Source organism: Pseudoalteromonas peptidolytica (assembly GCF_012641745.1).
In the GTDB taxonomy this organism is placed as follows: domain Bacteria; phylum Pseudomonadota; class Gammaproteobacteria; order Enterobacterales; family Alteromonadaceae; genus Pseudoalteromonas; species Pseudoalteromonas peptidolytica.
In genome coordinates, this window is sequence record NZ_WEHZ01000006.1 from 141,979 (window position 1) to 165,170 (window position 23,192).

Annotated in this window: 19 protein-coding genes; 14 read left to right on the forward strand and 5 right to left on the reverse strand. The window is 41.5% G+C overall.

Annotation, left to right across the window (positions count from 1 at the left end; translation table 11 throughout):
• The first annotated feature begins 36 nt into the window (after positions 1–36).
• The 3 genes from infC to rplT all read left to right on the forward strand — a co-directional run bounded on the left by infC (position 37) and on the right by rplT (position 1,356).
• Positions 37–600 (forward strand): translation initiation factor IF-3, encoded by a 564-nt coding sequence (infC, locus tag F9Y84_RS05885; RefSeq protein ID WP_125253974.1) that lies wholly within the window; start codon positions 37–39, stop codon positions 598–600.
• A 180-nt stretch (positions 601–780) separates the two neighbouring features.
• The gene (rpmI, locus tag F9Y84_RS05890; protein ID WP_010604868.1) at positions 781–981 is read left to right on the forward strand and encodes a 50S ribosomal protein L35; all 201 of its coding nucleotides are present in this window, start codon (positions 781–783) and stop codon (positions 979–981) included.
• A gap of 15 nt (positions 982–996) precedes the next feature.
• Positions 997–1,356 carry a 50S ribosomal protein L20 gene (gene rplT, locus F9Y84_RS05895; RefSeq protein WP_010376973.1) on the forward strand — a complete coding sequence of 120 codons (360 nt, stop codon included), beginning with the start codon at positions 997–999 and terminating at the stop codon, positions 1,354–1,356.
• 95 nt (positions 1,357–1,451) lie between these two features.
• Here the strand turns inward: rplT and F9Y84_RS05900 are convergent, their stop codons facing one another.
• Positions 1,452–2,285: an SDR family oxidoreductase gene (locus tag F9Y84_RS05900; RefSeq protein WP_147390049.1), complete on the reverse strand. Its 834-nt coding sequence runs from the start codon at positions 2,283–2,285 to the stop codon at positions 1,452–1,454.
• Between the two features lie 126 nt (positions 2,286–2,411).
• Here F9Y84_RS05900 and F9Y84_RS05905 point away from each other — a divergent pair, with 126 nt between their 5' ends.
• The 6 genes from F9Y84_RS05905 (at position 2,412) to F9Y84_RS05930 (ending at position 9,395) form a co-directional block, all read left to right on the forward strand.
• On the forward strand, positions 2,412–4,199 hold the full coding sequence (locus tag F9Y84_RS05905) for a M14 family metallopeptidase (RefSeq protein ID WP_192503259.1): 1,788 nt from the start codon (positions 2,412–2,414) through the stop codon (positions 4,197–4,199).
• Positions 4,200–4,201: 2 nt separating this feature from the next.
• Positions 4,202–4,843 carry an MBL fold metallo-hydrolase gene (locus tag F9Y84_RS05910; RefSeq protein WP_147390047.1) on the forward strand — a complete coding sequence of 214 codons (642 nt, stop codon included), beginning with the start codon at positions 4,202–4,204 and terminating at the stop codon, positions 4,841–4,843.
• 139 nt (positions 4,844–4,982) lie between these two features.
• Positions 4,983–5,414: an Lrp/AsnC family transcriptional regulator gene (locus F9Y84_RS05915; protein ID WP_208723412.1), complete on the forward strand. Its 432-nt coding sequence runs from the start codon at positions 4,983–4,985 to the stop codon at positions 5,412–5,414.
• A gap of 231 nt (positions 5,415–5,645) precedes the next feature.
• Positions 5,646–7,202 (forward strand): SulP family inorganic anion transporter, encoded by a 1,557-nt coding sequence (locus F9Y84_RS05920; RefSeq protein ID WP_147390046.1) that lies wholly within the window; start codon positions 5,646–5,648, stop codon positions 7,200–7,202.
• A 298-nt stretch (positions 7,203–7,500) separates the two neighbouring features.
• The gene (locus F9Y84_RS05925; RefSeq protein ID WP_128732816.1) at positions 7,501–8,571 is read left to right on the forward strand and encodes a sensor histidine kinase; all 1,071 of its coding nucleotides are present in this window, start codon (positions 7,501–7,503) and stop codon (positions 8,569–8,571) included.
• The gene (locus tag F9Y84_RS05930; protein WP_125253959.1) at positions 8,571–9,395 is read left to right on the forward strand and encodes a LytR/AlgR family response regulator transcription factor; all 825 of its coding nucleotides are present in this window, start codon (positions 8,571–8,573) and stop codon (positions 9,393–9,395) included. The genes F9Y84_RS05925 and F9Y84_RS05930 overlap by 1 nt, the downstream gene beginning before the upstream one ends.
• Positions 9,396–9,693: 298 nt before the next feature.
• On the opposite strand, the gene pyk is transcribed toward F9Y84_RS05930, so the two are convergent.
• Positions 9,694–11,127, reverse strand: a complete 1,434-nt coding sequence (gene pyk, locus F9Y84_RS05935; protein WP_128732817.1) for a pyruvate kinase — start codon at positions 11,125–11,127, stop codon at positions 9,694–9,696.
• A 445-nt stretch (positions 11,128–11,572) separates the two neighbouring features.
• Here pyk and gndA point away from each other — a divergent pair, with 445 nt between their 5' ends.
• Complete coding sequence (gene gndA / locus F9Y84_RS05940) at positions 11,573–12,946, forward strand: NADP-dependent phosphogluconate dehydrogenase (RefSeq protein ID WP_128732818.1); 1,374 nt, start codon at positions 11,573–11,575, stop codon at positions 12,944–12,946.
• A gap of 75 nt (positions 12,947–13,021) precedes the next feature.
• Here the strand turns inward: gndA and ansA are convergent, their stop codons facing one another.
• A complete protein-coding gene (gene ansA, locus F9Y84_RS05945; RefSeq protein WP_147390045.1) occupies positions 13,022–14,032 on the reverse strand; it encodes an asparaginase in 1,011 nt (336 codons plus the stop codon).
• Positions 14,033–14,102: 70 nt separating this feature from the next.
• Positions 14,103–15,983, reverse strand: coding sequence for a signal peptide peptidase SppA (gene sppA, locus F9Y84_RS05950; protein WP_147390044.1), 1,881 nt, complete (start codon positions 15,981–15,983; stop codon positions 14,103–14,105).
• Positions 15,984–16,195: 212 nt separating this feature from the next.
• Between sppA and F9Y84_RS05955 the strand changes: the two genes are divergently transcribed.
• From F9Y84_RS05955 to upp, 4 genes are all read left to right on the forward strand, one after another.
• Complete coding sequence (locus tag F9Y84_RS05955; RefSeq protein WP_147390043.1) at positions 16,196–18,157, forward strand: FAD-dependent oxidoreductase; 1,962 nt, start codon at positions 16,196–16,198, stop codon at positions 18,155–18,157.
• 68 nt (positions 18,158–18,225) lie between these two features.
• Positions 18,226–18,933, forward strand: a complete 708-nt coding sequence (locus tag F9Y84_RS05960) for an HvfX family Cu-binding RiPP maturation protein (protein ID WP_147390042.1) — start codon at positions 18,226–18,228, stop codon at positions 18,931–18,933.
• 118 nt (positions 18,934–19,051) lie between these two features.
• Positions 19,052–19,600, forward strand: coding sequence for an NAD(P)H nitroreductase (locus F9Y84_RS05965; protein ID WP_125253952.1), 549 nt, complete (start codon positions 19,052–19,054; stop codon positions 19,598–19,600).
• Positions 19,601–19,611: 11 nt separating this feature from the next.
• Positions 19,612–20,244 carry a uracil phosphoribosyltransferase gene (gene upp, locus F9Y84_RS05970; RefSeq protein ID WP_147390041.1) on the forward strand — a complete coding sequence of 211 codons (633 nt, stop codon included), beginning with the start codon at positions 19,612–19,614 and terminating at the stop codon, positions 20,242–20,244.
• 303 nt (positions 20,245–20,547) lie between these two features.
• Here the strand turns inward: upp and F9Y84_RS05975 are convergent, their stop codons facing one another.
• Entirely contained in the window at positions 20,548–23,067 is a 2,520-nt protein-coding gene (locus F9Y84_RS05975; RefSeq protein WP_147390639.1) for a TonB-dependent receptor, read from the reverse strand.
• Positions 23,068–23,192: the final 125 nt, after the last annotated feature.

A 23,192-nucleotide genomic window follows, 5' to 3' on the forward strand; every position in this document is an offset into this window, starting at 1 on the left:
CACTTTTTCTGGTACACGCAACTACTTTTGAATTTTTTGGAGGAACGTACCATTAGAGGCGGCAAAAAAGGGCAAAATAACGCTCAGAAAAATCGTATTAACGAAGAGATTACAGCGAAAGAGGTTCGCTTAATTGACGCTGAAGGCGAGCAGGCTGGCATTGTCTCAACTAGAGACGCACAAAACATGGCGGATGAAGCAGGCTTAGATCTAGTAGAGATCAGCCCAAATGCAGAGCCACCAGTTTGTAAAGTGATGGACTACGGTAAGTTCCTTTTTGAAAAAGCAAAAATCCAAAAAGAACAAAAGAAAAAGCAAAAGCAAATTCAGGTTAAGGAAGTTAAATTCCGTCCTGGTACTGATGTTGGTGATTACCAAGTTAAGCTACGTAGCCTTCGCAAGTTTTTGGAAGGTGGCGACAAAGCTAAAGTCACAATTCGCTTCCGTGGTCGTGAGATGGCGCACCAAGAAATTGGTATCGACCTGTTAAATCGTATCAAGACAGAGTTGGAAGAGATTGCTTCAGTAGAGTCTTTCCCGAAGAAAGTAGAAGGCCGTCAAATGATAATGATGATGGCACCTATTGCTAAAAAGTCTTAATCTCGGCATAATACGCATCGAATTTAACGCAGGTTTCAAGTGCTTCGGCCACCTGCGTTATCCGGTTTTAAAGTAAGGACTTGATCCTTCACCGGTTTTAGGTAGTAAGCTAGGCCTACAAGTGAGTTTATCTCCGCCTACTTACATAGTGTTAAGCAATATCATTCGGAGTTATTGCAAATGGCTTATAAGCTAAAATCACACAGAGGTGCTGCAAAGCGCTTCAAAAAGACTGCTTCAGGCGGTTACAAGCGTAAACAGTCGCATCTTCGTCACATTCTGACTAAGAAGTCTTCAAAGCGTAAACTACACCTTCGTGCTAAGTCTATGGTTCATAAGAATGACCTAGGCCTAATCGATCGTATGTTACCATTCGCTTAATAGAGGATATCAGAAATGGCAAGAGTTAAACGCGGCGTAGTTGCACGTGCACGTCACAAAAAAGTATTAAAGCAAGCTAAAGGTTACTACGGAGCGCGTTCACGCGTTTACCGCGTAGCTTTCCAAGCGGTAACAAAAGCTGGTCAATATGCTTACCGTGACCGTCGTGCTAAGAAACGTACTTTCCGTCAACTATGGATTGCACGTATCAACGCAGCTGCACGTCAAAATGGTCTTTCTTACAGCCGTTTCATCAATGGCCTTAAAAAGTCATCGATTGAAATCGATCGTAAGATCCTAGCTGATATCGCAGTATACGACCAAGTAGCTTTCGCAGCACTAGTTGCTAAAGCAAAAGACGGTCTAGCTGCTTAATAAGCAGAGCATGACTTAGTCTTAGGACTAGATCTTGTATTAAAAAGGAGCCGTTGGCTCCTTTTTTAGTTTTATACTCATAAATTACTCAGCCCTTAACGGTTTTTCATCAATATTTTATCTAGCATGCGACTGCTCAATATTCGTTTTAGATACCCCATCAAGTATGTAGGGAACGTTACGTAATACCTTGGCTTCGCAGTTTTAGCACTCAATGCGTGATGCAGGGCTTTATAAACCGCTTCAGGCCCTAAGGTAAATTTCTGTGGTGCGTCTTCAGCGCCTAAGCGATTAAGCTGCGCCTGATACTCGTTGTGATGTGCGCTATGTTGATGATTGATGTTAGTTAAAAATGCGCGTTTCGCGTTTTCTCTAAACTTTGATACGATTGGACCTGGCTCGATTAAACTGACTTGGATATTGGTGTTGGCGAGTTCCATGCGCAATGTGTCGGTTAACCCTTCCAGTGCAAATTTACTAGCGTTATAGGCTCCGCGATAGGGTAATGCAACAAGGCCAAGCACTGAAGAATTGTGAACTATTCGGCCTGAACCTTGCTTTCGCATCTGCGCGACAGCCAAGCATGTTAGTGTGTGCCAACCAAAAAAGTTAACTTCAAACTGCCTTCTTAATATATCTGTAGGCAAATCTTCGACCGCACCAGGTTGACCGTAGGCGCCATTATTAAATAATGCGTCCAATTGCCCATTGACGATTGTAAGTGCCTGATGAAATCCATCTTTGATACTTTGCTCACAAGCTAGATCTAATACGATGCAATGAACACCTGTACCTTCAAACTTATTCAGGTCTTTTGCATTTCTGACTGATGCGATGACCTGATATCCGGCTTTTGACAACTGCAATGCACAGTAATAACCAATCCCGGTAGAACAACCAGTGATTAAAATTGATTTTTGTACGCTCATTTGTTCCCTAAAGTGATAGTTATCTGCGATTAACTGCAAATTTTTGTTGAATCACCGCACATTGTAAGCCGATAGATAAAATATTGATATAATTGACGGATAAAAGCAGAGGAATAGAGAATTATGATGAGTTCCAGCATTATTATGCTTACTGCAATGCTAGGTATGAATAGTCATTTGCCACCGCTAATGGAGTGGCAGGGTAACAGTGAACAACTATTACAACAACAAGGCCCATTGACGACTGATTTCGAACTTAGTGATGGTACCGATTCCCCAAATTATGAAGATACAATGGCGTTTGTTGACCGTCTAGTCGCGGCCAATCCAACACAGTTTAAGCTTGAAACTATAGGTACTAGTGATAGTCATCGCGCTATCAAGATGATTGTTGCCACTGAGCAAGGTGGTGGCAAATCTAAAGTCATTAATAGCGATAAACCGACTATTTTAGTTCAAGCGGGTATTCATGCCGGTGAAATTGATGGTAAAGATGCCATGTTTATGTTGCTGCGTGATATTGCCACAGGGAAACGTCGCGACATTTTAGCGAAAGTCAACTTACTAGTTGTGCCGATTTTAAATGTCGATGGTCATGAGCGTCGCAGCGAATATAACCGTATTAATCAGCGCGGCCCAGCGGTGATGGGATTTAGGACGAATGGTAAAAATCTTAATCTCAACCGTGATTATACAAAGCTAGATACTCCTGGTATTAGAGCGATCATGTCTGTGATCAATGAGTATAAGCCAGACCTATACATTGATGTTCATGTTACTGACGGTGCGGATTACCAGTATGATGTGACCTATGGTTTTAATCCAAGCTTTGCCAGTGAATCTCCAGCAATTGCCCAAGTATTGGAAAATCAACTCTCTCCTGAAATAGATAAAGCACTTCGCAAACAGGGGCATATTCCCGGACCTTTGGTGTTTGTCATGGACAAGCGTGATTTTAAGCAGGGTTTAGCAGGTTGGGTAGCAACACCAAGATTCTCAAATGGTTGGGGCGACTTAAAAGGGCTACCAACAATACTTGTGGAAAATCACTCTTTAAAACCGTATAAACAGCGTGTTTTAGGGACGTATGTATTTATGGATGGCGTCATTGATGGACTGGCCAACAATATAGATATATTACGAGAAGCTGTGAAAAAAGAAGCTGAGTTTTTGCCCAAAAAATTAGTGGTTGAGCGTAGCTACGCTAAAACTCCTGATTTCATTCAATTTAAAGGTATCGAATACAAGCAATTCGAAAGTGCACTTTCTGGGCATGTAGAAGCAAAATACCTTGGTACGCCAGTCGACTATGAGAAATTACCGATTTATTGGCAAAAAGAAGTAAAAACGATAGTTAATGTTCCAGAGCAGTTTTATATACCACCAGCGTATCCCGAAGTCGTTGAAAAGCTAGAGCTTCATGGTGTTGAAGTCATTAAATTGCCAGCATCGTCAGTAGTTGAAAATGTCAGTCAGGCAGCGGTAAGTGACTATCAGTTCGACAGTGTGCCTTTTGAAGGTCGCTTTAGAGTAGAGGCATCATTTAACTTTAACGTATTGCCAGAAAAAGTGGATGTAAGTGGCTGGTATAAAGTTGAAACAGCGCGACCTTCGGGAGAGTTGGCAACTCACTTACTGCACCCTAAAGCCCCGGACTCTTTCTTTGCTTGGGGTGAGTTTAATACGATTTTTCAACGTACAGAATATGTTGAAAATTATGCGCTTGAACCGTTTGCCAGAAAGATGCTAAAACAAAATCCAGCAATGGCATTAGCATTTGATAAAAAAATTCGTGAAGACAAAAAGTTTGCCAACGACTCTAAAGCGAGAATGGAGTGGCTGTACGCTCGGACACCATTTTATGACAGCGCTTATTTGAAGTATCCTGTTTTGATGGCATTTGGAGCAAATTAACAATGCAAGTATTAACAATACCTGTTACGCCGTTTATGCAAAATTGCCGTGTATTAGTTTGCCCGACAAGCAGAATCGCCGCAATTGTCGACCCAGGTGGCGAGCCGGAAAAGATCATCGCGCGCTTGACTGAAGAGGGGCTTAAACCGAAGATGATTTTGCTCACCCACGCGCATCTAGATCATGTGGGGGCAAGTACGAAACTGGGGGAGTATTATGATATTGAAATCATAGGCCCTCATAAAGATGACCTATTTTGGCTTGAAGCATTACCAATGCAATCACAAATGTTTGGTTTTGAAAACCACGCTGCATTTTTACCCTCATCATGGCTAAATGATGGTGATACAGTTGAGGTAGGGAAGCTAAAGTTAGAAGTTAGGCATTGCCCTGGTCACACGCCTGGACATGTTGTTTTTTATGAACCTGTCTCACAGCAGGTGTTGGTAGGTGATGTTTTGTTCAAAGGTTCAGTAGGGCGAACTGACTTTCCTAAAGGGGACGCAGCAAAGCTGAAGCACTCCATTGAGAGTAAGTTATTTTCGTTACCTAACGAAGTCGTTGTGCATTCAGGGCACGGTGAAAATACCACGATAGGGTATGAAAAGGCTACAAACCCCTTTATGAGTGGCCGATTTGGGTAGAATAGTAGGCGCTAAGTAGTATTCATATACAATAAGTTAGTCTACTATACGTCAGGGAATAATAATCAACATTGGCTTTGTAAGCTAATGTGCTAATTAAACTAGAATAGATATGTCATTAAACTAAGTAGATCGCCAAATCTTGGCATTGTTACAACAAGATGCGAGTCTTTCGACCGCCGAAATTGCAGATAAAGTAGGGCTTTCTCAATCTCCTTGCTGGCGACGTATCGCCAAATTGGAGCAAGATGGTTACATCAAAGGTAAAGTCGCACTGTTAGACGAGAAAAAGCTCGGATTTGATATGCTGGTTTATGCACACGTTCGCTTGTCGAACCATGGCAGAAATAACCTCGCTGAGTTTGAAAAACTTATATTGAGCTACGACGAAGTGACAGAGTGTTATTCAATGGCAGGCACGATGGACTTCATGCTGCGTATTATATCTAAGGGAATTGAAGGTTATGAGCAGTTTGTTCGAGACAATTTACTTAACCTTGAGTTTGTTCAAGAGGTACATTCAAATGTAACCATGACTTGCGTAAAACGCAGTACCTCTTTACCACTTTAGTACAGCATCATCGTCTGCTTGTTAAATGATAGTGAGCAGACGATTACTGGCCTGCCTTTTAGCTGAAATAGTGCATTTCTAACATCCTGCTGTCACTGTTCTATACTAGAATTTATTGCATACAAACCAATCTGCTTTAAATGCTAGATGTCTGCTATTTGTTTAAATTGCTGCTTTTTGCTAGAATCCGCAGCCTTTGTGTTCATTGTCAATTCAGACCAGAGGAAATAGATGTTTAATCTGATCAGCAAAGCGCCTAGCTCTGCTAAAAACGATGTACTATCAGGACTTACAGTTGCACTGGCGTTGGTGCCAGAAGCTGTAGCCTTCGCTTTTGTTGCGCAAGTAGACCCTTTGGTTGGCTTATATGCGGCATTCATTGTAGGTCTTATTACCTCAATCTTCGGTGGTAGACCGGGTATGATCTCTGGTGCAACTGGTGCACTTGCAGTCGTTATGGTTAGCTTGGTGATAGAGCATGGTGTTGAATATCTGTTTGCGACAGTCTTATTGATGGGCTTTTTGCAAATATTGGCCGGTATATTTAAACTCGGCAAGTTTATTCGCATGGTGCCTCACCCAGTTATGCTCGGCTTTGTAAATGGCCTGGCAATTGTGATTTTCTTAGCACAACTTGGGCAGTTCAAGGTGCTTGATGAGCAAGGTAACTTGACGTGGATGCAGGGCGAAGCGCTCTATATTATGTGTGGCCTAGTTGCGCTTACAATGGCTATCATTCATTTTCTCCCTAAGTTGACGACAGCAGTACCTTCAAGCCTTGCCGCTATCCTTGTAGTAACTGGAATCGTAATAGGCCTGGACCTAGATGCGAGGAATGTACTTGACTATCTTAAAGACATGTCTGGCAACTCTGATGCGACTATCGCAGGTGGTTTCCCTGCTTTTCATATTCCTGATGTACCATGGACACTTGAAACACTTAAAATCATATTCCCTTATGCGTTAGTATTGGCAGCAATTGGCTTGATAGAGTCGCTGTTGACGCTCACTTTGATTGATGAGATCACAGAAACACGTGGCCATAGTAATCGTGAGTGTATCGGTCAAGGTGCAGCAAATGTTACCTGTGGCGTATTTGGTGCGATGGGCGGCTGTGCGATGATAGGCCAGTCAATGATCAACATTAATTCTGGTGGCCGTAGTCGTTTGTCGGGAATAACAGCTGCGCTTCTACTATTGGTCTTTATTCTATTTGCTGCTAGCTTAATAGAAATGATCCCATTAGCCGCACTAGTTGGTGTGATGTTTATGGTTGTTCTAGGTACGTTTGAATGGTCTAGCTTTAGACTGATCAGAAAGATCCCCAAATCAGATGCTTTTGTGATTGTATTGGTATCTGGTGTGACTGTGATCACAGATCTCGCGATTGCAGTTTGTGTCGGTGTAATTGTATCGGCATTGGTGTTTGCTTGGGAACATGCAAAACATATCTACACCAATAATTATATTGATGAAAATGGCTCAAAGGTTTATGAATTACACGGACCACTATTCTTTGGCTCTGTAAAAAACTTTGCTGAATTATTTGATATAAATAATGACCCCGACGACATTATTGTAGAATTTAAATATAGCCGAGTTGCTGATCACAGCGCGATTGAAGCGATAGATGCGTTAGCAGAACGCTACAAAAAAGCTGGAAAAACACTTCATCTGCGCCACTTGAGCCAAGACTGCAAAGTGTTACTCGAAAAGGCTAAAGACTTAGTCGAATTAGATGGTCAAGCCGATCCAACATATAAAGTCGCTTCAGATAAGCTGGCGTAAATACAGTCTACAAGACAAGGCATTTATAGCAATTTGTGTAGAACTGCTTAACCTGAGGGAACATAGATTGAAGCTAAGGGGTTGTTATATTTCTTATTCATAACAACCTAATAGCACTTTTTTGGTGTTCCAAAACAGAGCGGTTAAATTAAATAAGTCATTATAATTTATCTTAAAAAAGACACTGCGGTGTCTTTTTTTATTTGCGGTAGGTCGTGTAAAAACTGAGACCATCAGCAGTGAATAAATGCAACGAGCTGAGATATAATCCAGTTAAGATAGAAGAGGTATAATCATTTTGAAGTGGCAATCACTGGTTGATAACAGGCAGAGGTTTTTCTGGGTATTACAAATAGCCGGCTGGTTGGGTTATGCGCTGGTGAATTACATTGGCTCGAAAGTATTTGAAATGCGCGACATCTATGTATTTGTTATTGCATTAAATGCTTATGCCGGTTGTTTGATGACAGTACCACTGCGTTATTTATATCGTAAGATATGGAACGCCTCTCCAGTTGTCTTAATCTTGGTCGTATTTACTGCATCATATTTAACCGGAACGCTCTGGGCTGTGGTGCAAAAATTCAATCATTGGGAAATATACCGTCATGGTTATCGACCCGATGAATGGTTTTATTATTTGCAGCAAGGTCTAGACTCCGTCTATATCGTTTTATGCTGGAGCGGACTATACTTCGGTATAAAGTACTATCAATTATTACAAAGTGAGAGACAAAAGGCACTAAAAGCCAATACGATGGCTCATGAAGCACAACTAAAAATGCTTCGGTATCAGCTTAATCCTCACTTCCTCTTCAATACACTCAACGCAATCTCAACACTTATTCTCGTTGAAGAGAATAAAGATGCAAATCAAATGGTATCAAGGCTTAGTGACTTTTTGAGACACACCTTAAATACAGATCCGATCAAAAAAGTACCACTAGAGCAAGAGTTACATGCGTTAACGTTATACCTTGAAATTGAGAAAGTACGCTTTGATGAAAGGTTGTCAATTGAGTTAGATGTAACAGAAGAGGCAGAACAAGCGCTAGTGCCAAGTTTAATTTTACAGCCATTGATTGAGAACAGCATCAAGTATGCTATTGCACATATTGAACATGGCGGCAAAATTGAGATTAAAGCACAGGTTTTTGCCAATGAGCTACTCTTGGAAGTAGGTGATAACGGTCCAGGCGCAGAGTTGGAAGATGGGCAGTTGAAAAGTGCACAAGGAGTGGGTTTAGCGAATACCAAAGATCGCCTAAAAACATTATATGAAAACAATTACTCGTTTGTGCTGTCAAACAATGAGCCTTCGGGTTTAAAGGTAAACATTCGCGTGCCATACGAAAGGGCGAAGAAGTAATGAACAAAATTAGAACATTAATCGTAGATGATGAACCGCTAGCCAGAAAAGGCTTGGCGGTAAGGTTAAGAGATTTTCCTGAAATTGAAATTGTAGAATTATGTGGCAGTGGCCAACAGGCTATTGATTTATGTAAGTCTGAGGACATAGATCTAGTCTTTCTTGATATTCAAATGCCAAACATGAATGGCTTTGAAGTAGCGAGAGCCTTGAGTGAAAGTGTCAAACCATTGCCTGCTATCGTTTTTGTAACTGCGTTTGATCAATATGCTGTCAAAGCATTTGAGATCCATGCGTTAGATTACATTTTAAAACCCGTTGATGACAACAGATTAAAACAGGCGGTGGAAAAAGTGCAAAGCTATTTAAAAACACAACAAGACAATGCGCATAAGAAAAAGCTAGCCAGCTTTGTTGCAGGGATCACAGGTAACAATTGTGAAGAAATCCTAAAGAAGTTAGCGACAGGGGATACAATCGAAGATAAAAAGTTCCCTGAGTCACTTGCGGTAAAAGAGCAAGGAGAGATCATTCGTGTTTCTACCGGCTCAATTCAGTGGGTGGATGCTGCTGGAGATTACATGTGCCTACATTGTAGTGATGGTCAAACACACATCTTACGAAAAACAATGAAGGATTTAGAGCAAGAATTGGACCCAACATTATTCGTACGCGTGCATCGCTCTGCTATCGTAAACACTAAACAAATTAGTAAGCTAGTAACCCAGAGCAGTGGTGAATACTTGTTGGTGCTTGAAAATGGTCAAGAGCTAAAAGTAAGCAGAAGCTACAGAGATAAAGTGAAGGCAGCATTAGCAAGCTAATACCAATTAATCTTAATACTTGCTCAGTTAGAAGAAGCTATTGTGGCGCTACAAGCGATAAAATGTCTTATTTAGAGCAACTTGTTGATAACAAAGCTTTGCTCGGTTTTAAGCTAAACGTTCTGCCTCACATTAGGCAGTTTGGTTTTATTAAAGTGTTACAACAAGAGAATGGTATAAAATAACGCCAAGTGATTAGCGCTGTTTCCTCATTTTATTATCGATACAGCTTTTACGCGCACTCACACGGGCGAAATAACAGAACTAGGTAGCGTGGCTACCCAGTTCGTTGTGGTTTTTATACTGTAATAATTTTTAGTGTATTACTTGCACCGATAGTTTCCATTTTATCGCCATGGGTAATGATAACTGTGTCGCCTTTTTCTAAAGATCCTGCTGCAACAAGAGTGTCTAGTGCTTCTCTAACCGCACTATCATCAGAACATTGGGTAGAGTCAAACCTTACCGGATAAACGCCACGATACAACGAGGCTTGACCGAGTGTGGATTGATGGCGAGACAGGGCATAAATTGGTAAACCGGAACTAATACGTGACATTAATTTCGCAGTATTGCCGGATTCCGTTAATGCAACAATGGCTTTTACTGAGTCTAAGTGGTTAGCTGCATACATGGCCGAAAGCGCAATGGTTTCGCAAGTGTCTGCAAAGCGACTATCTAGACGGTGTTTAGAAATGTGAATTTGTGGTTGCGACTCAGCGCCTAAACAAACGCGAGCCATCGCTGCAACTGTTTGCTCTGGGTAATCTCCCGCAGCTGTTTCTGCAGAGAGCATAACCGCGTCTGTGCCGTCCAATACAGCATTTGCTACGTCCATCACCTCAGCACGGGTTGGCATTGGGTTGTCAATCATCGATTCCATCATTTGTGTTGCTGTAATGACAGTACGGTTTAATGAACGAGCACGGCTGATAATTTGTTTCTGTTTACCCACAAGCGCAGCGTCGCCAATTTCGACCCCTAAGTCGCCACGTGCGACCATCACCGCATCAGAAGCAAGCACAATGTCATCAATTGCTTCAACAGTTTCAACAGCTTCTGCACGCTCTATTTTTGCTAACAATTGCGCATTAGAGCCTGCTTTTTCAGCTAAGCTTCTGACATAACGCATGTCATCACCGCTTCGAGGGAAAGATACTGCAATGTAGTCAACACCGATTTCCGTTGCCGTGATTAAATCTTCTTTGTCTTTATCCGTGAATGCCGGTGCCGTTAACCCACCACCTAAACGGTTAATACCCTTATTATTAGATAGCACACCACCTACTTTGACGCTGGTATGGACTAAGTGACCTTGCACTTGCTCAACAACCAGTTGGATCAGACCATCGTTTAACAATAACAAATCACCTTGCTTTACATCATTTGGTAGCTCTTTGTAATCTATACCAACAGCTTCAACATGACCCTGTCCAGGTTCCATTTTTGCGTCTAGAGTAAACTTTGCACCCACTTCTAAAAATACTTTACCTTCTTTGAAGGTTGAAACACGGATTTTAGGTCCTTGCAAATCAGCTAGGATAGCGACATTCACACCTAAGCGTTGAGATATTTCGCGTACCGCTTCAGCTCTGTTTTTGTGATCCTGAGCAACGCCGTGTGAAAAGTTTAGTCTGACTACGTTGGTGCCGGCACGAATTATTTTTTCTAAATTATTATCTCTATCAGTTGCGGGCCCCAGAGTTGCAACGATTTTAGTGCGTCTAAGCATCAGATTCTCCTGTAAGCTTATCAAGGTAAGCAAAAACTTATGAATGTGTTAAAAATAAATTAAACTTGCTGTCTTTTTACACATCACACATTGTGAAACCATTATTTAACTAACTTGAGCATAAAGAATTATGCAAATACCCTTTTTAACACTCTCATTAAGTTATATGATCTATATGTCATCATTATGACACCGGTGTCAGTAGGCGTCAATCTCGAATATTTTACCTTTTAATGATAAGAGAATATTTGCGATTAATCACAAATAGTGGTGAATACGCGCCGCTGTCACTATATTGCTATACAGTGAATTGTGTTAGCTGTCATATTTTTGTAACTGATAAGTAGCCAGCGAATAGTGTGTCTCGCTGGTCAATCATGGTTGCTAAGGTATAATGCACATACACGAACGCATAAAGTTTTGATGTTACCGAGGAGGAAACTAAATGCAGGTTGCATTAGTTGGTTTGGGTGTGATGGGTAAAAACCTCGCGCTAAATCTAATAGAGAAGGGGATGACCTTAGTCGCATATGACAAGAACCCCGAAGTAGGTGCGGAATTATTAAGTTGCGCACAGTCGTTAGGTATGGCGGAGCGCTTACACATAGTGTCTGATCTCGGTGATATGATCAGAAGGCTTGAGACTCCTCGCTCGATTTTATTACTGGTTCCAGCAGGTGAATTAGTAGATAAAGTTTGTAGCGACTTGGTTGAAGCCGGGGTTGAGAAAGAAGATATCATTGTGGATTGTGGTAATAGTAACTACAAAGATGGTATTGCTCGTAAGTTGAAATATCAAAATAAATTTGAGTTTGCCACCATGGGGATCTCTGGCGGAGCTGAAGGGGCGCGTCACGGTCCTGCGATGATGGCGAGTGGCTCTGAAGGCGGATGGGAACGTATCGAACCTTGGTTTGAGAAAGTTGCGGCAAGCTACAATAACGAGTCATGTTTTGCTCGCGTGGGTCAATCTGCAAGTGGCCATTTTGTAAAAATGGTACATAACGGCATTGAATATGCGTTAATGCAGCTGATTGCTGAAGTGTATCAACTACTTCGTCATGGTACTGGCCGCTCACCGAAAGAAGTCGCTGAAATTTTTGAGTCATGGTCAGAGGGTAACCTAAATAGCTACCTACTCGCTATTTCGAGTCATATTCTCAGCCTCGAAACAGAACAGGGTGAGTCACTAGTTGACCTTATAGATAACAAAGTAGGTGCTAAAGGTACTGGCCTTTGGACAGCACAGAATGCGTTAGAATTAGGGATTGCCGTCCCATCTTTGGTCGCTGCGGTGCAAGCTCGCCATTTAACTAATACGATAGATACGCCAGCGGCCAAAGAAATGACGTATGCTGCCAAATCTACCGAGTCGGTTGAAGTTGATTTAGACGAATTGAAACAAGCATTCTATTTCGCGAGCTTGCTATGCTATCGTCAAGGCCTTGCATTAATTAAAGGTGCGTCACGAGCTCACCAATGGAAAGTCGACTTAAATAAGACACTTCAAACCTGGCGCGCCGGTTGTATCATTCGTGCCGACTACCTAGATGATGTTGCTCAGGGTGTTGAGTTTATCGATTCATTAGAGGAGCCAGCACTGGCACTTCGTCGCACTACCGGTAAAGCGATTGCAACAGGTTTATCTTTCCCTGTGCTTGCTGCGACGCAAACATACATTGCGACGTTGAGCACTCCAAGCAATGGTCACTTAGTACAAGCACAACGTGATTACTTTGGTGAACATGGCATTAAGACGCACAGTGGTGAAACGTGTCACCTCACTGATCTTGTCGAGATTGATGCAAAAGTAAGATAGTCACGTCGACACTAGAAATGACAAAGCCGCAGTATCCACTTGCGGCTTTTTACTTTTCTTTTCTTCTATCTTTCTTTACCTAGTGAGTTCACCACGAAGGCTATCTTGCATAAAGTGGCGGATAGTTTCTATTTCAAGCTTTTGGCTGAATAGATAATGTAGTTTTGTTAAGCACGCTTCCAAAGTCATATCATAACCACTGATCACTCCACAATTGAGTAAAGCGTTTCCAGTAGCGTAGCCGCCCATATTTACTTTACCTTGGATACACTGAGTTAGATTAATGATCACCCCTCCGCTGTCACTTATTGCCTTAAGCTCACTTAAAAAGTGCTCGTCTTGTGGCGCATTTCCAACACCAAAGCTCAATAATATCAATGCCTTCATTTGACCTTTCATGAGGTTCTTAAGGATCTCAGTTGAAATTCCGGGATAAAGGTGCATCACAGCGATAGGTTGTGGGGAAATCTGGGTTACTTGCAAACTTTGCTCAACATAAGGGCTGAGCTTTCCTTCTAGTAGCTGTATGTTGATCCCCGCTTGCGCTAAAGGTGATAAGTTTGGAGACGCAAAGGCATCAAACCCGTCAGCATGAGCTTTTATTGCTCGGTTACCACGATACAACTTATTATTGAAAAATAAGCTAACTTCCGCAATGGGATAATTAGCCGCTAAGTACATGGCATTTAGCAGGTTCACTTGACCATCTGAACGAAGTTGAGATAGTGGTATTTGTGAGCCGGTTACAATCACAGGCTTGGTCAGATTCTCAAACATGAAAGACAGCGCTGAAGCGGTATACGCCATTGTGTCTGTGCCATGTAGTACGACAAAGCCATCGTAATCCTGATATTTTGATTGGATATCATCAGCAATTAGTTGCCAATGATGGGGAGACATATCAGATGAGTCAATTAAAGGACTGTATTCGTGAATATCAAAAAGTGGCATCTCATCGCGTGTAAACTCAGCGTTATTCTTCACCGTATCGGTAAGGTAGCCGGCAACAGGAACATAACCACGACTCGATTGCTTCATACCAATAGTACCGCCGGTATAAGCAATGTATATTTTTTTTCTTTTCATAAATAAGCCCAGAATAAAATCTGGGCTTATTATAGCAATTGTGTATCCGCAATTGCAGTCTTATTCAGGGTTATTCAGCCGATACATTACATAATAAACACAGGGTATAGACATGATTTGGGTCATTTAATTGACCGAGTACTTTGCTCTGAGCTTCTAGTGTATGACTTATATCATCTAGTGTGTTTAACGCTGTTTTTGCAAATATCGATTGCTCAGGCATAATGGCCTCAACTGCATTTTGTACTATCGCAGCACCAAATAACTGTTGCACTAGCTTTTCCTGCTCAGTTAGCGCTTGTTCTATGGTGATAACATCATACATCTCCAAGTTTGCAAGACTGGCTGCTGCGTTAATGGCATCATTCTTATTGCCTAACTTGTCAATGAGACCAAAATTTAGCGCTTGAGTTGCCAGCCATACACGGCCTTGCGCTACTTCATCAACCGCTGATTTCTCAAGGTTTCGTTCAGTTGCAACCATAGAGATAAACTTGTCATAGGCATCTTCAACGCCCATTTGAATAAGATGTTTATAATTACTTTCAATTCCTCTAAATGGTGATTGACCTTTTAGCTCTGTCGTTGCTACACCATCTGAATAAATACCAAGTGAATTAGCCGCGTTTTCGAAAGTCATTATCATGCCAAAAACGCCAATTGACCCAGTAATTGTGCTCGGCGAGGCCCAAATTTCATTCGCTGAGGCCGCAATCCAATAGCCACCTGAAGCCGCGACTGAGCCCATAGATGCGACAACGGGTTTACCTGCCGCTTTTAATGCTAACACTTCATTACGAATCGTTTCTGAAGCAAACATACTGCCGCCGCCAGAATCTATCCTTAAAACAACCGCTTTTACTTTATCGTTTAGACGCGCTCTTTTGAGCAGTGCAGCTGTTGAATCTCCGCCTATGGCACCAGCCTTACGTTTACCATCGGATATTTGACCTTTAGCAACGATCACTGCAACTTTTTCTGTAAATGGATTTTCAGCAAATTCTTTTGGTGGCAGTGTTGACAGATACTGTTCAAAGGACACTTGCTTGAACGATTTGCCTTTAGCTTCTAACCCCACTTCATCAATCAACTTTTGTACGAACTGTTGATCTGTAACCAGTTCATCCACCCATTGGTTATCAATTGCATATTTAGCAGAGTCGCCTTGTGCAGCTTCCATTTTATCCGTCAATGCAGCGAATGTTTCATCAAAATTTGTGACATCGAAACCTCGGTTCTCAGCCACTTCTGATTTGTATTGACTCCAAAGTGGTGTTATCCAACCAAGGTTAGATTGTTTTGCTTCTGGTGACATATCACTGCGGATGAAAGGCTCAACGGCAGATTTATAGGTACCAACACGGAAAATATGCTGAGTCACTTTTAGCTTATCTAGGGCTTCTTTGAAATAAAGAGGGTACATGCCAAAACCGGTGATGTTGACGCCACCGTATGGGTGTAAGGTTACTTGATCAGCAATAGAGGCTAAATAATATTGTGCTTGAGTGTAATATGCACCGTGAGCATAGATCTTTTTGCCTGCAGCTTTAAATTTTACCAGCGCATCTCTAATGTCGCGGAGTTTATCTAAATGTGCGCTGTGCATGCGTTGTAAGTCTAGGTACATTGCATATATTTGTTGGTCTTGCGTTGCCTTGTTGACTACGTCAATTATATCATCAAGTAAAATCTCACCAGGTTGCTCTGAGTCACCAAACTTGCCGCTCATTGCCGCTTCAAACGGGTCGACATAGGTTAGTTGCTCTACAATGATGCCATTTAGATCTAAGCGTAAGACACTTTTATCTTCCACTTGGACTTGGTCTTCACCGGATATAATATTAATCACAATGGCAATCAGAATGAATAAGAACAACAGATTTAAAATCAATCGTCTAGAAAAGTTCAAGGTGGCCCATATGCCTTTAAAAATATTCGCTATCAGTTTCAAATCGATCCCTTATGCTTAACATCAATAAAACACTATTTATTTATCATATATCAGAGTCGGTTTCATAGATAATAGAAAAACGTAACTAAGTATTTTCATGCGTGAAATATCAGCAATGAGTCTAGGTTCGTTAATTTCTTTCTGTTTAAGACTTGCCAAATAATAAAAAAACGTTAATGTTCACAGGTAAGACCAGTTTTGTGGGGCGGCAAATGTTAGAAAAAGAACTAAAACTTAAACATACAAGTTTGCGAAATCGCTTGGTGATGGGATCGATGCACACCGGGCTTGAAGAAGGTTGGCACAATCGAAAGCGCTTAGCTGCGTTCTATGAAGCACGTGCAAAAGGAGGGGTGGGGTTAATTATCACTGGTGGCTATAGTCCAAATTTACGCGGTAAATTGACGCCCATTTCGTCTTCTTTTAACTCGCGGTATGATGTGATAAAGCATAAAGCATACACCAACGTGGTTCACCAACATGGTGGAAAAATTTGCTTACAACTACTGCATGCAGGAAGATACGCTTACCACCCTTTTAATACAGCACCAAGTGCAATCAAAGCACCAATAAATCCTTATACGCCAAAAGCGATGAGCTTGGGCGCTATTAAAAGTACCATTGAAGATTTTGCACAGTCAGCAAAGCTAGCTGAGAAGGCCGGATATGATGGTGTCGAAATCATGGGCTCTGAAGGGTATTTAATTAACGAATTCATGGCGAATCACACCAATAAACGTACTGACGAATACGGTGGTAGTCTAGAAAATAGAATGCGTTTGGCGACTGACATCGTAAAAGCGGTGAGGGCGAAGGTGAGCGATAAGTTTATTATCGTATTTCGTTTGTCAGTGATGGATCTAATCCCAAATGGTTCGACAGCAGAAGAAGTTACGCTTCAGGCAAAAGCGCTAGTGTCCGCCGGTGTTGATATTCTTAATACTGGAATTGGTTGGCATGAAGCTAGAGTTCCTACAATTGCTTCAATGGTACCACCAGGCGCGTATCGAGAAGCGTCAAATAGGTTAAAACAGGTTGTTGATATACCCGTTGTGGCCGTCAATCGAATAAATACCCCGACACTAGCAAATGATATTTTAGCTAAAGGCGACGCTGATCTTATTTCTATGGCGCGTCCATTGCTTGCTGATCCTGAGTTTTTCAATAAGTACCAAGCACAACGTGAAGAGCAAATTAATATTTGTATCGGTTGTAACCAAGGCTGCTTAGATCATGTATTTAAAGGGCAACGGGCTACTTGTTTAGTTAATCCTCAAGCAGGGTTTGAGCTGGATTACCCGTTAGAAGAAGCAACTACAAAGAAAAAGGTATTAGTGGTGGGAGCTGGCCCCGCTGGATTATCAGTGAGTTATTATTTGGCTAAAAAGGGACACCAAGTTAAGCTCATTGATAGGGGAAGCGAACTAGGTGGACAATTTAACCTAGCGATGCGTATACCTGGAAAAGAAGACTTTCAACACACGCTAAAATACTATGTGAGCGAAATTAACCGCCTTGGAGTAGAGCTTTGTCTAAACACATCTTATGAATTGTCTATGGCAGATGCTTTTGATGATGTCGTTTTTGCAACTGGTGTAAGTCCACGAATGTCCAAAATCGAATGTGCTGATGGGCGTCGCGTGTTTGCCTATGATGAAGTGATTAAAGGAGAAGTAGAACTCGGTGATAAAATCGCGATTTTAGGTGCGGGTGGTATTGGTTTTGATATGGTTGCCTATCTGACAGAACCGCGAGAGCAATCTATTTCAGACTTTAAGGCACAGTGGGGTATCGAATGCGATCCTAAACCATCCCAAGAGCAAAAAACAATTTATATGTTAAAGCGTTCAGCTGGTCGCTTTGGTAAAGATTTAGGCAAAACCACAGGTTGGATCCACAGAGCGGTTGCAAAGCACCATAACGTTAAACAAATTGCACAAAGTGAGTACATTCGTTTTGATGGTCAAGGGCTGACTATCAAAGTCGCAGACGATGAGCAGATACTTGACGTTGATACTGTTATTGCATGTATCGGCCAAGTATCCAACGATACATTGTTTGATAAAGAAACATTGCCAGAAAACCATCATGTTATTGGTGGAGCGAAACTTGCTGCTGCAATCGATGCAAAACGAGCGATAGCTGAAGCTCTTCAGGTCGCGAGAAAAATTTAATGTAATAACCCTAAGAATTAGGCGGTCTATACTGATATTGTAACTATCAACTATGGACTGCCTATCTTATGCTTGTAAACCTGCTAAAGTTTTATAACAACACTAAACTAACGTTGGAACACTTCTCAGGGCTTGCCCCTTTACTCATCCGATTACTCCTCGCACCAGTGATGATTATCGCTGGGTACAATAAACTAAACTTTAAGCACCAAGACATCGAACTTTACCAAAAACTGCTTCCAGACCCTGGTGTAGTAGAGTGGTTTGGTAATAGTGAATGGGGGTTGGGGCTGCCTGTTCCTGACTTATTAGCATTTATGGCTGCTTGGACTGAATTTTTAGGTGGTTGGCTGATTTTGGTTGGTTTATTAACCCGTTTAGTCACGATCCCGCTAATGATAACTATGGTGGTTGCAGCAGTAACTGTGCACCTTGATAATGGCTGGTTTTCAGTTGCGCCATCAAACCCTGATACCAGTGCTGCTAAGGTTGTACACTGGTTGGGTGTTGAGCAGGCAAAAAATAGTTTAGATAATAGCCTAGAGGTAAAACAGAGGTTAGACATAATCAAAGGGTTGGTTGCAGATCATGGGCGGCCGGATTACCTATACGAAAAAGGAAACATAGTCATATTGAACAATGGCATCGAATTTGCCGCTACCTATTTTGTGTTGTTACTGTCGCTATTTTTTATGGGGGGAGGACGTTACGTCAGTATCGACTGTTGGTTGAAACTGCTAATGAGCAGCCAATCAAAAAGTATACAGTATCGATGATCATATAAAACAAAGCACTGTAAACTTAAGCGTGCTGCATAGTCGCAGGCGCTTTGAAATGGTAGACTAAGCGCATATTAATGATACCGATTTTGAAGGTACAATACGGAACGAACTAATGGACGCAATAGAATTACTTTTGACACGTCAATCAGATAGCAATCTTTCTTATCCAGGACCAAACCCTGAGCAACTAGAGATAATTAAAAAAGCTGCTTTGAAGGTACCAGATCATGGTGGCCTTACGCCGTTTAGGTTTATTGTGGTCGAAGAGCAAGGTCGTGAAAAGCTGGGTGATATTTATTATCAAGCAGCTATAAAGGAGCAGCAAGAACAAAGAGTCATAGATAGGGCGAAGGCGCTACCTCAGCGTGCTCCTATGCTTATTATTGCTGTTTCACCTTATCAAGAACACCCTAAAGTTCCTCGTATTGAACAGATCCAAAGCGCAGGTTGTAGTGTGTTAGCGATGCAGCAAGCTGCTTTTGCACAAGGTTTATCGGGTGTATGGAGAACCGGTTATTTTGCGCAGAGTGTGGAAGTTAAAAAGCAACTAGGACTGGATGAAAAAGATGAGATTGTTGGCTATTTATACTTAGGTACGCCAACAGTGTTATGTACAAAGCCAGTTAGACACAAGCCAGAAGACTTTTTCAGTAGTTTATAAGGGATCCCCCAATGGCATTACATGTAATTGACCACCCGTTGGTTCAACATAAACTTGGGTTACTTCGAGAGCAGGGAGTATCTACCAAGAATTTTCGTGAGATTGTATCAGAAGTTGGAAACTTACTGACTTATGAAGCAACTAAAGATTTAACACTCGGTGATGAGATAGTCTCTGCTTGGGACGGCAAACAGTTGACTGTGAAGCGTCTTGCTGGCAAAAAGATTACACTAGTACCTATTTTGCGAGCTGGTCTTGGTATGCTTGATGGCATATTACAACTTATTCCAGCTGCTAAGGTAAGTGTTGTCGGCTTGCAAAGAAATGAAGAGACATTAGAGCCAGTACCATATTTTGAAAAATTGGTGGGTAATATAGATGCTAGACTCTCACTAGTGATAGACCCAATGTTAGCAACAGGTGGATCTTTAGTCGCCACAATAGATATGCTTAAGAAAGCAGGGTGCAAGGAAATCCGAGCGATTGTGCTTGTTGCTGCACCTGAGGGCGTAAAATTAGTTGAGGCAGCACATCCAGATGTTGAAATATATACCGCATCGCTAGACAGCCACCTTGATGAAAAGGGGTATATTGTTCCTGGGCTTGGTGATGCTGGTGATAAAATTTTTGGTACTAGAGCATAATACCAATTTGACTTAATACTTGCTCAATTTGAAGGTGGAAATCTGACGCTAACAACGTTAAAAATTTCTCATTTAGAACAACTAAATAGCAAAATTTTTGCCTAGTTATCGACAAGATTTTCTCGCCTCAAAATAGACCACTTAATTAAGCAAATTGGTATAACATCAACATACGTTAATACTTGCTCAACGTGAGGGAGTAGTTTCAAATTCTTGAATGATTGAGCAGTAAGGCACGTGATTAGCTAATAAAAAAGCTACCCGAGAAGGTAGCTTTTTGGTTTCTATAAAAGAAAGGAACTGTTAAAAGTAGCCTCTGATCCCAAACTTAATATTACGACCAGGCAATGGTGCCTGCTCTTTGATAAATGAGCTATGCACATAACCCAATTCATCTGTTAGGTTGTCTAGGTTCAGATAACCAACCATATCATTGCCCATCAACTCAAAGTCATAATTTAACGAGACATCAACCATAGTATAGCCTTTAGTTTCGCTCTCATAACGGGCAACATTGTCTTGGTCAAAATAATGAGTAACGGTAAAGTTTGCCGTTAAATTTTCATAACGGTGCTCGTAATCCACACCTAGTTTATTACTAGGAATACGAGGTAAGTATTCGTCATTATCTAATTTAGCTGTGATTGAATCACCAAAAACTTTGACTCGGGCGAAGCGATTAAGCTTATAGTGAGCATCAAACTCAAGGCCATATAACTTTGCATTGCTACTTTCAAATTTAAATACTGGGATTGCGTCATCATGAGCGTGATCTGCGATTTCTAGCCCATGTTCAGCAGTAAAAATGTAATCAGTCAGTGCTTGATAATAGAAGTTTTCTATATCGTTGTAGAAGAAATTAACCGTATAGCCAAAATCACCAGAAAACTTTCTGAAACTAACATCTAGATTAGTTGATGTTTCCTGTTCAATATCTTGTGGTTCAAAATGTAAATGATCGCCCTCAAGTTCATAGCCTAAGCCAAGCTCATAAGTGCTTGTAGCGATATGAATACCATTTGAAAGTAGCTCGGCTGTTAAAGGTGCACGCTCTGAGCGTGATAATGAAACAGCAACATTGCTACCTGCTGTATAGTCATATACACCGCCGACAGAAACACTCAAGTTTGTCATATCAAGATCATAAGCTATGAATCCAGTTTCTATCTCACTATCATGATGGTCATGGTCATGGTCATGGTCATGGTCATGGTCATGGTCATGGTCATGGTCATGGTCATCTTCTAATGAATCACCTTTGCTAGAAAGCTGATAATCTTCGACTCTTGCACCAAGTTCTAATGTAAAATCACCGAAACGGCGTTCTTCAAGAATATAGAAAGCGTGAGTTTTAGTTTGAGTTGAAGGCGTAAATGCTTCATCACCATTTGCTGAATAATCACTGTCAGAAAAATGATAGCCTACGGTGCCATGCCACTCACCCAAGCGGTGCTCAGCAGTTAAACGCAACTCTGTAGTATCATTTTCAAATACTGTGCCGATATTACCATGTTCGATCTCAGCATGTTCATAATCAGTGTAGCCTACACGTAACCCTATTGATTCTAGCCAATCGCTGTGTACCGCATAATTGATAAGACCTTGCCAACGATCTTGCTTAACTCGGGCAAAGACAGATTCTTCTGCATGGCTCTCTTCACTCTCATGATCATCATGTGCTTCGTGGTCATGATCATCATGCGCTTCGTGATCGTGGTCATCATGAGCGTGGTCATGGCCAACATGCGAGTGTGCAGGGATCCCATAGTCAGTATCAATACGGCCGTAAGACAAACCAAGAGTGAGGTGATCGCCAACGTAACTTGTACCAAAGTTAAATTGCTCTGAATCGATGAAAGTGTTATCTACTTTATTCGCATATTCGACTTCATGTGATTCACTTTCGTGTTCGTGTTCGTGTTCGTGTTCGTGTTCGTGTTCGTGTTCATCATGTGACTCATGATCGTCGTGCGGTTGTGCAAAATTAGGCGTTTCATAATCGCCGCCTTTGCGCTTAACACCATCAAAGTGGAAATTAAAACCATCAAACCCTGACTCAAGTAATACGGCAAATGTGTTGGTATTCGAATTGGTGTCATGGCTGTAATCCGCAGCACCTTGCAAGCTATCTATGACATCTGTAGGAATACGATTATCTACAACGTTAACTACGCCACCAATAGCACCAGAACCGTAAAGCAATGTTGCAGGTCCTCTGAGTACTTCTATTTGTTGCGCTGCCAGTGAGTCATTGGTATTTGCGTGATCAGGGCCGACTCTTGAAGCATCGCTGCTGTCTAGGCCATTTTGCGTGATTTTGACACGAGGTCCATCTAAGCCTCTAATAATTGGGCTTGAGCTAACTGGGCCAAAGTAACTGGCGTTAATACCCGGTTGACCTTTTAATGTTTCCCCTAGTGTGGGCTTAGCACGGTTTTTTAATTCATCACCACTTAATACACTAACAGGAGAGGTCATCTCCATACTATTTTTGTGTAATGCCGATGAATAAACAACGATACTCTCAACTGATGTTGGCTCAAGTTGTACACGTACAAACCCTTGTTGTTCAGTGATATTAACGCGGTTGTCTAAATAGTTTGGTTTTGTAATGTGTAATTGAGCATCAGAGTCTACTTCAATTGTAAATTGCCCATTTTTGTCAGATTTGACGGTTTTACTTTTACCATGGAGGTGAACGGTCGCATTACTTAGAGGCTGATTGTTGGCATCAACGACTTTTCCGGTTAATTGTCCTGCGTAGGCCTGAGAAGTGCCTAGTAACGAGAATAACGCGCTGGCGATAAGAGACTGCTTAAACATATTTATTTTACCACGAGTTAGATTATTTACTGAACGAGTGAGCCCTTTAGGCAATAGAGTTATAATATAACACTACAGTTTAGGTGGATCAATAACGTTATACTATAACTTAGTTATTGTTGAAA

Excerpts from the sequence above, each read along its gene's own strand:
- upp (WP_147390041.1), top strand. The coding sequence starts at position 19,612 with ATGGCATTACATGTAATTGACCACCCGTTGGTTCAACATAAACTTGGG.
- F9Y84_RS05965 (WP_125253952.1), top strand. The coding sequence starts at position 19,052 with ATGGACGCAATAGAATTACTTTTGACACGTCAATCAGATAGCAATCTT.
- F9Y84_RS05910 (WP_147390047.1), top strand. The coding sequence starts at position 4,202 with ATGCAAGTATTAACAATACCTGTTACGCCGTTTATGCAAAATTGCCGT.
- F9Y84_RS05960 (WP_147390042.1), top strand. The coding sequence starts at position 18,226 with ATGCTTGTAAACCTGCTAAAGTTTTATAACAACACTAAACTAACGTTG.
- ansA (WP_147390045.1), bottom strand. The coding sequence starts at position 14,032 with ATGAAAAGAAAAAAAATATACATTGCTTATACCGGCGGTACTATTGGT.
- pyk (WP_128732817.1), bottom strand. The coding sequence starts at position 11,127 with ATGCTTAGACGCACTAAAATCGTTGCAACTCTGGGGCCCGCAACTGAT.
- F9Y84_RS05900 (WP_147390049.1), bottom strand. The coding sequence starts at position 2,285 with ATGAGCGTACAAAAATCAATTTTAATCACTGGTTGTTCTACCGGGATT.
- F9Y84_RS05905 (WP_192503259.1), top strand. The coding sequence starts at position 2,412 with ATGAGTTCCAGCATTATTATGCTTACTGCAATGCTAGGTATGAATAGT.
- rpmI (WP_010604868.1), top strand. The coding sequence starts at position 781 with ATGGCTTATAAGCTAAAATCACACAGAGGTGCTGCAAAGCGCTTCAAA.
- F9Y84_RS05955 (WP_147390043.1), top strand. The coding sequence starts at position 16,196 with ATGTTAGAAAAAGAACTAAAACTTAAACATACAAGTTTGCGAAATCGC.
- F9Y84_RS05930 (WP_125253959.1), top strand. The coding sequence starts at position 8,571 with ATGAACAAAATTAGAACATTAATCGTAGATGATGAACCGCTAGCCAGA.
- F9Y84_RS05920 (WP_147390046.1), top strand. The coding sequence starts at position 5,646 with ATGTTTAATCTGATCAGCAAAGCGCCTAGCTCTGCTAAAAACGATGTA.
- gndA (WP_128732818.1), top strand. The coding sequence starts at position 11,573 with ATGCAGGTTGCATTAGTTGGTTTGGGTGTGATGGGTAAAAACCTCGCG.
- F9Y84_RS05975 (WP_147390639.1), bottom strand. The coding sequence starts at position 23,067 with ATGTTTAAGCAGTCTCTTATCGCCAGCGCGTTATTCTCGTTACTAGGC.
- rplT (WP_010376973.1), top strand. The coding sequence starts at position 997 with ATGGCAAGAGTTAAACGCGGCGTAGTTGCACGTGCACGTCACAAAAAA.